Raw genomic sequence first — 12,439 nt, 5'->3', positions numbered from 1 at the left:
ACATTTAGTAAGTTTATATAAAAGACATATAGCACACATAACCATAAGGAAGGGATATTGGTATGGCTAATTCTTTAATTCGTAACCCCAATTTAGCTAATGAGGGGAAGCAGAAATTAGAGTGGGTTCGCCGCCACATGCCAGTGTTAACTCATATCCGCCAAGATTTTGAGCAGCACCGGCCTTTTCAGGGCCTCAGGATAGGTATGTGTCTCCATGTCGAGGCCAAAACCGCTTACTTGGCTGAAGTGTTAAAATTTGGGGGAGCAGAGATAGCCCTGTGCGGTTCTAATCCCCTCTCCACCCAGGATGACATTTGTGCTGCTTTGGCTAGCCTAGGGATCAGCGTATTCGCTTGGCATGGGTGTACCCTTGAAGAGTATAACTCTTTCTTACATAAAGTTCTCGATACTAAACCCCAGCTCATCATAGATGATGGAGGTGACCTGGTTCATCTATTGCATACCGAACGGCGGGATGTTTTAGCGGGCGTCTTAGGTGGTGCGGAGGAAACTACTACAGGTATCCTTCGGCTTAAAGCTATGGAGAGGGATGGGGTTTTGGCCTTTCCTATGCTGGCGGTTAACAATGCCCGATCTAAACACCTCTTTGATAATCGTTATGGTACGGGCCAGTCGACCTGGGACGGTATTATGCGTACCACTAATCTGGCTATCTGCGGGAAAACAGTGGTGGTGGCAGGTTATGGTTGGTGCGGGCGGGGGGTGGCCCTACGGGGGAGGGGGTTGGGAGCTAGGGTTATCGTAGTAGAAGTAGATCCCATCCGGGCTATGGAGGCCCTTATGGACGGCTTTGAGGTTCTACCCATGGCCGAGGCAGCCAAGATGGGCGATATCTTTGTGACTACCACCGGGTGTATTAGTGTTATCCGTGGGGAACATTATGCACTGATGAAGGATGGGGCGCTCCTGGCCAACGCCGGTCACTTCGACGTGGAAATAAACAAGAAGGATCTAGAAGCTATCTCCCGCAGCCGCAGGGTGGTACGTCGAAATATAGAGGAATTTGAACTTAAGGACGGTCGGAGGCTATACCTTTTAGCCGAAGGTCGGCTGGTGAACATCGCTGCGGCTGATGGTCATCCGGTAGAGATTATGGATCTTTCCTTTGGCCTTCAAGCCCTGTGTATGGAGTACCTAGTTAAGGAAGCGAGAAACCTACCTCCTAAAGTTTTACCTGTACCCTTAGAGATCGATAACCAAGTAGCCTCCCTGTGGCTTAAATCTGTGGGAGTAGAGATCGATACCCTCACTCCTGAACAAAAGAATTATCTTTCTAGCTGGCGTCATGATTAATCTTGTTCTTTATTGGCTAGGGAATGGGGGATAAAGGTTATGGTGGTAGACCGTGTAGTGGTATTAGTTTTAGATAGTGTAGGAGTGGGCGAGCTACCTGATGCAGCTCAATATGGTGATGAGGGTAGCAACACCCTAGGGAATATAGCGGAAGAGGTGGATTTGCAGCTACCCAATCTAGCCCAGATGGGCTTGGGGAATATTATACCTTTACGGGGTATCCCTCCAGCTTTTGAACCCACTGCTGCTTATGGGAAGATGGGATCTCAGGCCCCGGGTAAAGATACCACTACTGGGCACTGGGAGCTGGCCGGACTCATTTTGGAAAAGCCTTTTCCTTTATATCCTAATGGCTTTCCACCGGAGATCATCGAACCCTTTGAGAAAGCTATAGGGCGTAAAGTATTGGGTAACAAGCCGGCTTCCGGTACAGAAATTATCCATGAACTGGGCGAGGAACATATGCGCACCGGGTACCCTATCGTCTATACTTCAGCCGATAGCGTATTTCAAATTGCTGCCCATGAAGAAATTATCCCGGTAGAAGAACTTTACCGTTACTGCCGGATAGCCCGGCGGCTTCTCCAAGGGGAGCACGCTGTAGGGAGGGTTATCGCCCGGCCCTTCGTGGGAGAGCCGGGGCATTTCATCCGCACAGACCGGCGCCAGGATTTCTCTCTGGAACCCCCTCGGCCCACTTTGCTGGATATTTTAAGCCAGGCGGGATTACAAGTCCTGGCTGTAGGCAAAATCAAAGATATCTTTGCGGGGCGGGGGATATCCCGGTGGATCCATACCCATGACAATATGGATGGTGTAGACAAAACTTGTAAATATTTAAGGGAAAGCGAGCGCGGCTTAATATTTACTAATTTGGTGGACTTTGATATGCTTTATGGACACCGTAACGATGTAAAGGGGTATGCTTTAGCCTTAGAAGCCTTTGACAAACGGGTACCGGAGCTACTAGAGAATTTAGGTCCCCGAGATGTTCTATTTATTACCGCGGATCATGGTTGTGACCCCACCACCCCCAGCACCGATCATTCCCGGGAGTATGTACCTATCCTGGCCTATGGCCAACCTATACGGCCGGGCGATATCGGGGTTCGACCCACCATGGCCGATTTGGCAGCTACCGTAGCCGAATTACTACACGTACCTTACCACCTTGATGGCACTAGTTTTGCTCAAGCCTTGCTCTAAAACGACAAGAAACCGGAGGGGGAAGGATGAAAATTTATCCTATAGAGGAGTGGCAGATTCGAGAGACAGAATTTGATGTGGAAACCAACTACAGGGACGAGACTATTTTTGCTACGGGAAATGGATATATAGGTATGAGGGGCACCTTAGAAGAAGGATATAGCGGTCCCCCAGAGACTACCTTTAACGCTACTTATCTCAATGGCTTTTATGAGGAGTACGACATTGAGTATCCGGAAGACGGGTATGGGTTCGCCCGCAAAGGACAGGCCATGTTAAATGTGGCCGATGCCAAAACCATAAAACTTACCATCGACGGGGAAGAATTTGACCTCCTAAAAGGGAAGGTACATTTCTACGAGCGCATCCTGGACCTAAAGAAGGGTATACTTCAGCGTAAGATAGTTTGGGAGTCACCAGCGGGGAAGAAGGTTGAGGCTGAAATTAAAAGGATAGTTTCCTTCCCCAGGCCTCATGTAGCGGCACTAGCGGTTACTATAAAGCCGCTGAATTTTGAAGGAGAGCTTAACTTTACCTCTCGTATTGATGGCCAGGTTTCCAATCTAACAGAAAGCAAAGATATGAGGGTGGGGGCTGGCCTTAAGGGCCGCGGCTTGATTACTGTAGATAAAGAAATAGAAGGGACGGCGGCCTGGATTAAGCAGAAAACCTTAAGAAGCGGCTTTTCCCTGGTGTGTGCCCTGGAACACTCTCTAACGCCAGCTAGCGGGGTTAAAGTTTCAGGCTGCTTAGATGAGGACGCAGTTGTGATAAAGTTCAAACTTAAAGCTTCTAAGGGAGTTCCCTATACCCTCTTTAAATATATTTCCTACTTTACTTCTAGGGATTATGAGGAAAAGGATTTGGTAAACTTGGCCTTAAGGGAGGTGGAAAAAGCCAAGGAAGATAGTTTTCAGGTATTGGAAAAAGAACAAGAAAAGTTTCTCGCTAGTTTCTGGGAAGATGCCGATATAAAGATCGAGGGGGACCCGGCGGCCCAACAAGGTATAAGGTTTTGCCTTTTTTCCCTTTTGCAGTCTACTGGCAGGGACGGCAAGACCAATATAGCTGCCAAAGGTTTGACAGGAGAAGGGTATGGAGGCCACTACTTCTGGGATTCCGATATATACATCTTACCCTTTTTCCTCTTCACCAGGCCGGAGATAGCCAAAGCGTTACTGCTACACCGCTATAGTTTGCTTGATGCTGCTAGAAGCAGGGCTAAGGAGCTAGGGCATAAAGGAGCGCTTTATCCCTGGAGGACCATCGACGGCCCTGAATGCTCAGCTTATTTCCCAGCTGGCACCGCTCAATACCATATAAACGCAGACATCATCTACGCCTTAAAGCGCTATGTGGAAGTGACGGGGGACGTGGATTTCCTGTGGAGTTACGGGGCTGAGATGGTTTTTGAGACGGCCAGATTCTGGGTGGACCTCGGGTCCTACATTCCCAGCAAGGGCAATAAATTCTGCTTCAATTGCGTAACCGGTCCCGATGAATATAAAGCTTTAGTGGATAACAACGCCTATACCAACTATATGGCCAAAATGAACTTGGAATACGCTGTAGTAGTAGCTGAGAAAATGAAGAGGGAGCGGCCGGCGGATTATGCCAGGGTAGCAGGAAAGATAAATTTAAAGGAAGGGGAAATTGAGGAATGGCGCCGGGCTGCGGCCCACGTATATTTACCTTACTCGCGGAAGATGAAAATAATACCACAGGATGATAGCTTTCTTTACAAAAAGAGGATACCGGCGGACCAAATACCGCGCGAACAGTTTCCCCTTTTACTTCACTGGCACTATCTTAATATTTATCGCTACCAGATCTGCAAGCAGCCCGATGTCCTATTACTCTTGTTTTTGCTCCGGGAGAAATTTACCCTGGAAGATGTAAAGCGAAATTATGATTACTATGAGCCTATAACCACCCACGATTCGTCCCTTTCCCCGCCCATATTTAGCATCCTAGCTTGGGAGATAGGATACGAAGAAAAGGCTTATAATTACTTTTTGCACGCTGCCCGGATGGATTTGGATGATTACCACGGCAACACCAAGGACGGCATCCATGCGGCTAGCATGGGAGGGGCCTGGAGCGCGGCTGTCTACGGTTTTGGCGGGATGAGGCTTTATTCCAACGGTTTACATTTTTCTCCTATTATACCAAATCGATGGAAAAGACTGGCTTTTGCCATAAAATATCATGGTAGGAAAGTAAAGGTAACAATAGAAAGGAAGGTGGCCCATTACACCTTAGTGGAAGGCGAAGCTTTAAAGATACACCACTTTGGTGAAGAAGTCTTACTTAAGCCAGGAACTACCATATCTAAAAAAGTACCTCCCAGGCGCGGGGCTAAATTTAACCTCTTAAGCAAAGGAGCTTAAGGAAAGGTGTAGTATGCTACGTCGCAAAGGGGCCATATTTGATCTGGATGGGGTTATAACTGATACAGCTAAATATCATTACCTGGCCTGGAAAAGGCTAGCCAGTGAGTTAGGGCTTTATTTTGACGAAAAAATAAATGAAAGGTTAAAGGGGATCGGAAGGCTAGAATCCTTAGAGATTATTTTGGAAGAGAATGGCCAAAATTTTAGCCACCAGGAAAAGGAATATTACGCCAACAGAAAGAATCAGTATTACGTGGAGATGATAAAGAATATAACTCCTAAAGATATATTGCCCGGCGTAACTAATTTGATAGCGACCCTCAAAGCCTGGGGTGTTAAGCTGGCGGTGGCCTCGGCCAGCAAAAATGCTCCCACCGTTTTAAAAAACTTGAGGATAATAGAGTGGTTCGATCATGTAGTGGACGCCGGGCGGATTAAGAAGGGAAAACCTGACCCTGAGATATTCTTGGTGGCGGCCCAGAATATTGGCGTTAAGCCTTGGGAGTGTGTAGGCTTTGAAGATTCAGCGGCAGGCATTGAAGCCTTAAAGAGGGCGGGTATGTTGGCCGTTGGCATTGGCGATAAAGAGGCGCTAAAAGATGCTGACCTTGTTGTAAAGGATCTAACCTTTATAACCCCTATCCTAGAGTTATTTTTTTAAGGTCTGAGGTTCCATCCCATGAATTCGTGTTGGCCCTGCCCCTTATAAATTTAGGGGCAAGGCTTTTTCTATTTTGAGGCCTTCAGCATGCTTTAAGTGCCCGGCGGGGCGACATGAGATATAATATTGCTTGGATGCCTATTGTTTAACTTTAGGGCTTTAGAGCAAGCGAGGTTTTAAGTAGTGCAATCTTCTGGTAAGTTAAGGTTTTTTAGGAAAATGAATTTGAGTAGCAAAATTTTTGTGGCTTTTATGCTTCTTTTGGTCCCCTGGCTAAGCGCTGTGGGGTTCATATCCAGTTTTTTGGCCGCCAGGGCTATCAATGAGCAAGCCCTTAATACCATCTCCCAGACCCTGGAGCAGGCCAAGAAAAATTTGGTTTCTGTAGTCGACGAAGTCAACAACACTTTATTTATCATCTCTATGGACAGGGAATTGCAAGAAACTTTAAACTCTCCCGCACCTCAGGACGAGTTTAGCGCCTCCCAGGAAGTATCCAGGATAAACAGATCCCTTACCTTCCCGGGGGGGTTAAATCGGCGGTATGAAAGTTTCAAGGTATATGCCCTTTCGCGCCCCCTTTACCCTCCTTTGTGGGCTGGGGGCTACGTCTTTAATGATAGCATGGTAAAAGAGGAGGAGTGGTTTAAGAAGACATTGGAACTTCAGGGCAAGACTTTCTGGCGGGGCCCTCACGCAGAACTTTTTAAAGCTGGCACCTTTATATCCGGCTTGAGGGCTATTAAATCGGTAAAAAACTACCAGGTAACCTTAGCCGTGGCTTCGGTGGAGGTGAATATTTCTACCCTGGCCGATATACTGGGCGGTATAACTTTAGGCCGGACAGGCTATGTCCTTTTAGTGGATAAAGAAGGACGGGTATTATACCACCGGGACCCCCAAAAACTGGGAACTGTTATCCAGGAAGATTATATAAGCCGGGTATTAGGTTCTGCTGGTGCGGGAAACTTTTTAACCACGCTGGGGGATCGAAAGACTTTGATTTTCTATACCACGGTAGAAGCTACAGGATGGAAACTAGTGGGAGTGGTGCCCTATAAAGAAGCGGGTGGTACGGCCAGGGTTATCCAAAATTATACCTTACTGGCCATAATCTTAAGCGCCCTGGCGGCAGCGCTGTGGGCTTACCGGATAGCCTCTGGTATAACCCAGCCCTTAGGTAAGCTCTTACAGGTAATGCGAGAAGTGGAAAAGGGGGATCTTAGCGTCAGGGCTGAAGCGGCCACTTCTGATGAGATAAGTGTACTAGCTTCCGGCTTTAACCGGATGCTTCATCGAATCGAAGGCTTGATAGGGCAAGTGGTAGAGGCTACAGCCAAGCAGAAGGAGGCTGAGCTTAAAACCCTGCAAGCCCAGGTCAACCCCCATTTCTTGTATAACGTCTTAGAATCCATAAATTGGATGGCTATAAGCCGCGGGGCTATGGATATTAGCAAGATGGTTACTTCCCTGGCCGGCATTATGCGGTACTCTTTGAGCCCCCGGGAAGAGGTGACCCTTAAGGAGGAGATAGAGAATATAAAGCGATACCTGGCCATCCAGAAGATGCGATATGGCGAGAAAATAGATTATGTGCTAGATATAGCGCCGGGGATTGAGAATATCCTTATCCCCAAATTTACTCTACAGCCTTTGGTAGAAAATGCTCTGGTCCATGGCTTGGAGCCCAAGACGGGCAAAGGAGAAATTAAAATATCGGGGTATCTTAAAGGGGAGGATATTTTCCTTATGGTAGAGGATAACGGGGTAGGTTGTGAAGAAGGCATTATCCAAGAGATGCTGGCAGGCAAAACAGGCGGTCACCTGGGATTAAAGCTGGTAGAGGAAAGGATAAAGATAAAGTTTGGCCCCTCCTATGGGTTATCCTTTCACAGCCAGCCTGGACAAGGCACCCTGGTTAGCCTAAGACTTCCCCGGAGGGAGGCGGAGGAAGATGGAGTTCATGAAATTGCTGGTGGTGGACGATGAGGCCCTGGTGCGCCAGGGCATCTGCCAGGGCATTAACTGGCCGGAGTACGGGCTTAAGGTGGTAGGGCCAGCAGCCGATGGCTTGGAGGCCCTGGAAATTATTAGACAAGAGAAGCCCGATATAGCTCTGGTAGATATCAGGATGCCAGGGATGGACGGGCTTGAGCTGCTTAAAAGAATTAAGGAGTTAGATTCGGGTATCAAAGTCCTCATCCTCTCGGCCTATGACGATTTTACTTATGCTCAAGCGGCAGTAAAGCTAGGGGCTTTTGATTATCTTTTAAAGCCGGTGGAAAGGGAAGAGCTTATAGAAGCGGTCTTAAAGGCCAAAGGTGTGCGCCGAGAGGAAAGGGAAAAATTAAAAGAAGAGGAAAGGCTTAAGGCCCTCCTTAGCCAATCCCTTCCTGTTTTGAGGGAAAAGTTTTGGGAAGAGCTTCTAAGGGAGAATAGCTTGAGCGAGGAGGCTATTAAGGAGAAGGCGGTCTTTTTAGGCTTGGAACTGGATACGTCCACAGGGTACTGGGGATGCCTCCTAGTGGAGCTCGAAAATTTAAGGCCAGAAGCCGGGGAAGAAGAAAAGCAGCTGTCCCTTTTAAAACTTACGCAGGCCCTGGGGGAATTTTTTAAGGCTAGGGGTATCAGGGCATATATTTTAACTCAGCCTAATTACCGCGCAGCGGTCCTGGTGAAGGTGGCGGAAGGCGAGGAAAGAGAGTGGGAAGAGGTGGCTTTTAACTTACATGAATTTCTTTTATCCGCTGGCCATGAGGTGAGCGCCGGGGTGGGGAGCCTGGTACGGTTAAACAAGCTTTACCGCTCGAGAAAGCAGGCTGAGGAAGCCCTGGGCTACCGCTTTTATTTAGGGAGGAATTCTATCATATTTATTAAAGACGTAGAGCCTCCTCAGGAAGACTTTTACCCGGATGTCTACGAGCGGGAAGAGGAGCTTTTGCCCTTGATAAAGCGGGGGGAAAGGGAGAGGGCCTTAAAGCTTTTGCAAGAGATATTTGCTGAGATTAAAAGAGCGAAAGTTGCTATACCGGCTGTTAAGTGGTGGGTGTTTCACATAATTTCCCTGTTGGCCCGGGCCCTCTATGAACTGGGCGAGCCACCGGATACGCTTTGGGGGCAAAGGGATATATGGCAGGAGCTGGAGAGCAAGCGCGCCTTAGAAGAGGTGGAAGAATGGGTAAAAGAGCTTTTAAGCCTGTTCTTAGATTACCTGGAGTGGAAGAAGGGAAACAAAAACAAATGGATTCTGGGGAAAATTTACGAGGCGGTAGAAAAGAGATATGGTGAGGCGGATTTTAACCTGCAAAGCTTAGCCCGGGAATTATATTTTACTCCTAATTATTTAAGCTTTCTTTTTAAACACCTTACGGGCGAAAATTTCACCGATTATCTTACTCGCTTCCGTATAGAGAAGGCTAAGTTACTGCTTAAAGACCCACGGCTTAAAATATACGATGTAGCTTCCAAAGTGGGATATACGGATGCCAAATATTTTAGCAAGATATTTAAAAAGGTTACCGGCTTGACCCCCGCTGAGTACCGGGACATAGCTTAAAAAACCCTTAAAAAACCCTTAAAAAAGCCTTAAAATATTACACCTTTTCGTAGATATGTCCCATTTTCAAGGAACCCTCCTTTCGCTACCCTCTAAATTAGAAAGCAAGAAATTTAAGATAGGGGAGGTTGGAGAGCGAGGACGCATCCGACAATTATCGATATTTTTCTTGATTTTCCTTGGGGAGAGGGAATCTCTTAGGAAGGAGGAGCATTGTGAAAGGTTTTAAAGCTCTGGCGGTTCTTGCGGCCGTTATCCTGGCTTTAGCCTTTTTGGGAGGGTGCGGCGGTAAGGGGAAAACCCAGGAGAGCGCGAAAGAGAGCTCAGAAAATAAAGTAGTCACCCTCAATTTCCGGACAGGCAAAGATACTTCAGGGCAGATCAAGGCCTTGATTAAAAAGTTTGAAGAGAAGTACCCCAACATTAAAGTTAATTTTCAGGAAATGCCCTGGTCAACCGATGATCAACACAATGCTTATGTGACTGCCCTTTCTGCTCAGGATTCTAGCATAGATGTGCTTTCTTTAGATGTGATCTGGCCAGCAGAGTTTGCTAGCGCGGGATGGGTATTGCCCTTATCTAAATATTTACCGGAAAGCGAGCGGGCCAAATTCTTGGAAGGCCCTATGCAAGCTGTAACTTATAAGGGCGAGATTTATGCTGTTCCGTGGTATACGGATGCTGGATTGCTTTACTACCGTAAGGATCTGGTGAAGGAGCCTCCTAAGACGTGGGAAGAGCTTAAGAAGATTGCCAAAGAACAAATGGGTAAGAATGGTATAAAATATGGCTTTGTTTTTCGAGGTAACCAGTATGAAGGTTTAGTTTGCGACGCCCTAGAGTTTATTCACGGCAATGGTGGGGAAGTATTAGAAGGAGATAAGGTGGTTATAAACTCGCCCCAAGCTATTGAGGGGCTTAAGGAAATGGTCAGCATGGTAAAAGAAAAAATAGCCCCTGAGGGCGTGACCACCTACATGGAAGAGGATGCCAGGAACGTATTCCAGCAAGGAGAGGCCCTCTTCATGCGCAACTGGCCTTATGCCTGGGGAAAGGTAAACGAGGATGGTTCCCCGGTTAAGGGTAAAGTAGGGATAGCGCCCCTGCCCCATGGTCCTCAAGGTAAGGCGGGCGCCCCTACGTTAGGCGGTTGGAACCTGGCTATAAGCAAATTTTCCCAACATCCGGATGAGGCCTGGAAATTTATAGAATTTATGACTAGCGATGAAGCGCAAAAGACCAGCGCCTTGATGGCTGGATGGCTTCCTACCAGAAAAGCAGTTTACAGCGACACGGAAGTGCTAAGCAAAAATCCCCACTTTAAAACCTTGCTAGAAGCTTTCTTAACTGCCAAGCCGCGGCCGGTATCGCCCTACTACCCACAAATTTCTGATGCCATGCAGATTAACTTCCACAAGGCGCTGACTGGTCAAATCTCGGCCGAAGAAGCTGTAAAGAATGTGGAGAAAGCTATCACGGAGATAATGAAGAAAAAATAGCTTAAAGCTTAAGTAAAGGGCAAGGCGCCAAGTTGTGCCTTGCCCTCTAAAAATAAGGCATCTTAAAGAGGTAGGCTCTGCATGAGAAGTGAAACGCGCTTAGGCTTTTTCCTAGTTTTACCTGCGCTAACCTGTATAGTTCTTATAGCCTTATACCCTGTACTTCAAACACTCTGGATGAGTTTTTTCAGGCTTCAACTCCAATTTCCTCACCTGAGTAAGTGGGTAGGATTAGAAAATTACTTGAGCTTGCTAAGGGATAGCCGCTTTTTAAGTGCCACTACAAATACTTTTACCTTTACCTTGGTTTCTGTGGCCCTGGAACTTATTTTGGGCTTAAGTTTGGCTTTGCTTATGCACAAGAGTTACCGGGGAAGGGGGCTAGTGAGGGCTGCTGCCCTGGTGCCCTGGGCTATACCCACTGTCATTTCGGCCATGATGTGGAAGTTCCTCTACAACGATCAGTTAGGGGCTATAAACGATATTCTATTGAGGCTAAAAATAATTCCTGCTTACCAGGCCTGGCTAGGCAGCGAAAAGACGGCCCTGGCAGCAGCCATAATAGCTGATGTGTGGAAGACTACCCCCTTCATGGCCTTGCTGCTGCTGGCGGGCTTGCAGGTTATTCCGGAGGAGCTGTATGAAGCGGCTACGGTAGATGGAGCTTCGCGGCTTAAGCAGTTTACCCGCATCACCTTACCCTTGCTCAAGCCTGCTATCCTGGTGGCCCTGATCTTCCGGACCTTGGACGCCTTCCGGGTATTTGATCTTATCTATGTTCTAACTGGGGGAGGGCCCGGCAATTCGACGGAGACCTTGACCATCTATGCTTACAAGACTTTGTTTAGAAATCTGGATTTCGGCCTGGGCTCTGCCCTTTCGGTAGTGATCTTCTTTATGGTATTCGGGATAAGCCTTATTTATATCCGGCTCTTAAGTACCGATGAAAAGTAGGGAGAGAGGAAGGCAAATTGGGGTTTAAGAAGAGAGTATATAACGGCCTGTTTTATTTAGGAGTGATAGCAGCAGTCACAGTCATCTTGTTCCCCTTCATATGGCAGGTATTGACCTCTTTTAAGTCGCCAGCTGAATTATGGAGCATACCGCCTAAGTGGATTCCCAGCCACCTATATATGGAGTACTATTATTCCGTACTGGTCAAGCGCTCTTTTTTAGTTCCTGTAAAGAATAGCTTTATTGTGGCTGGAAGTGCTACCATATTATGTATCCTACTTTCTTCCTTTGCGGCTTATGCCTTAAGTAGGCTAAAGATGAAGGGGAAAAAACTCATCCTTTCCCTGTTTTTGGCCGTCTCTATGTTCCCTGGTATAGCAGTGATAGGGCCTCTCTACCTCTTTATGATGAAGATGCATCTCCTTAACACTTACTGGGCCCTTATAATCCCCTATACAGCCTTTAATTTGCCCTTGGCCCTGTGGAACTTGACCACCTTCTTTAAGAGCATACCCTTAGAACTAGAAGAGTCGGCCAGGGTAGATGGAGCTACACCTTTAGTGACGCTAGCCCGGATCATTTTCCCCTTGGCCGCCCCAGGTGTATTTACTACTGCCATCCTCACCTTTATCGCAGCCTGGAATGAATTTCTATTTGCTTTAGTCTTTAACAGCAAAGTGAGCATGCGCACTGTCACCGTAGCCATCGCCATGTTCCCGGGCCAGTTTGATCTCCCTTGGGGGGATATGGCGGCGGCTTCCGTCATAGTCACTGTCCCATTGATTATAATGGTATTGGTTTTCCAACAAAGGATTATCTCTGGGCTTACCGCAGGAGCCATTAAGGGATAGGGG

General features: G+C 47.4%; 9 protein-coding genes. All 9 read left to right on the top strand.

Features of this window, described 5'->3' with window-relative positions; translation table 11 throughout:
• Positions 1 to 62 precede the first annotated feature (62 nt).
• Positions 63 to 1,316, top strand: a complete 1,254-nt coding sequence (locus B9A14_RS14650) for an adenosylhomocysteinase (protein ID WP_084666581.1) — start codon at positions 63 to 65, stop codon at positions 1,314 to 1,316.
• Between the two features lie 42 nt (positions 1,317 to 1,358).
• Positions 1,359 to 2,522, top strand: coding sequence for a phosphopentomutase (locus B9A14_RS14645; protein ID WP_172839222.1), 1,164 nt, complete (start codon positions 1,359 to 1,361; stop codon positions 2,520 to 2,522).
• 26 nt (positions 2,523 to 2,548) lie between these two features.
• The gene (locus B9A14_RS14640) at positions 2,549 to 4,912 is read left to right on the top strand and encodes a glycoside hydrolase family 65 protein (protein WP_084666579.1); all 2,364 of its coding nucleotides are present in this window, start codon (positions 2,549 to 2,551) and stop codon (positions 4,910 to 4,912) included.
• A gap of 13 nt (positions 4,913 to 4,925) precedes the next feature.
• Positions 4,926 to 5,576, top strand: coding sequence for a beta-phosphoglucomutase (pgmB, locus tag B9A14_RS14635; protein WP_084666578.1), 651 nt, complete (start codon positions 4,926 to 4,928; stop codon positions 5,574 to 5,576).
• 252 nt (positions 5,577 to 5,828) lie between these two features.
• Positions 5,829 to 7,565, top strand: a complete 1,737-nt coding sequence (locus tag B9A14_RS14630; RefSeq protein ID WP_231967810.1) for a cache domain-containing sensor histidine kinase — start codon at positions 5,829 to 5,831, stop codon at positions 7,563 to 7,565.
• The gene (locus tag B9A14_RS14625) at positions 7,531 to 9,132 is read left to right on the top strand and encodes a response regulator transcription factor (RefSeq protein ID WP_084666576.1); all 1,602 of its coding nucleotides are present in this window, start codon (positions 7,531 to 7,533) and stop codon (positions 9,130 to 9,132) included. Before B9A14_RS14630 ends, B9A14_RS14625 begins: the two co-directional genes overlap by 35 nt.
• 215 nt (positions 9,133 to 9,347) lie before the next feature.
• On the top strand, positions 9,348 to 10,631 hold the full coding sequence (locus B9A14_RS14620; protein WP_157109979.1) for an ABC transporter substrate-binding protein: 1,284 nt from the start codon (positions 9,348 to 9,350) through the stop codon (positions 10,629 to 10,631).
• 81 nt (positions 10,632 to 10,712) lie between these two features.
• Positions 10,713 to 11,585: a carbohydrate ABC transporter permease gene (locus tag B9A14_RS14615; protein ID WP_084666575.1), complete on the top strand. Its 873-nt coding sequence runs from the start codon at positions 10,713 to 10,715 to the stop codon at positions 11,583 to 11,585.
• Between the two features lie 17 nt (positions 11,586 to 11,602).
• Positions 11,603 to 12,436, top strand: a complete 834-nt coding sequence (locus B9A14_RS14610) for a carbohydrate ABC transporter permease (RefSeq protein WP_084666574.1) — start codon at positions 11,603 to 11,605, stop codon at positions 12,434 to 12,436.
• The last annotated feature ends 3 nt before the right edge of the window (positions 12,437 to 12,439 follow it).

It is taken from the genome of Thermanaeromonas toyohensis ToBE, assembly GCF_900176005.1.
Lineage (GTDB): Bacteria > Bacillota > DSM-521 > Neomoorellales > Neomoorellaceae > Thermanaeromonas > Thermanaeromonas toyohensis.
The sequence above is the reverse complement of the archived record's forward strand: the minus strand, read 5'-3'. Positions and strand labels throughout refer to the sequence as shown.

Excerpts from the sequence above, each read along its gene's own strand:
- B9A14_RS14650 (WP_084666581.1), top strand. The coding sequence starts at position 63 with ATGGCTAATTCTTTAATTCGTAACCCCAATTTAGCTAATGAGGGGAAG.
- B9A14_RS14640 (WP_084666579.1), top strand. The coding sequence starts at position 2,549 with ATGAAAATTTATCCTATAGAGGAGTGGCAGATTCGAGAGACAGAATTT.
- pgmB (WP_084666578.1), top strand. The coding sequence starts at position 4,926 with ATGCTACGTCGCAAAGGGGCCATATTTGATCTGGATGGGGTTATAACT.
- B9A14_RS14630 (WP_231967810.1), top strand. The coding sequence starts at position 5,829 with ATGCTTCTTTTGGTCCCCTGGCTAAGCGCTGTGGGGTTCATATCCAGT.
- B9A14_RS14625 (WP_084666576.1), top strand. The coding sequence starts at position 7,531 with ATGGAGTTCATGAAATTGCTGGTGGTGGACGATGAGGCCCTGGTGCGC.
- B9A14_RS14615 (WP_084666575.1), top strand. The coding sequence starts at position 10,713 with ATGAGAAGTGAAACGCGCTTAGGCTTTTTCCTAGTTTTACCTGCGCTA.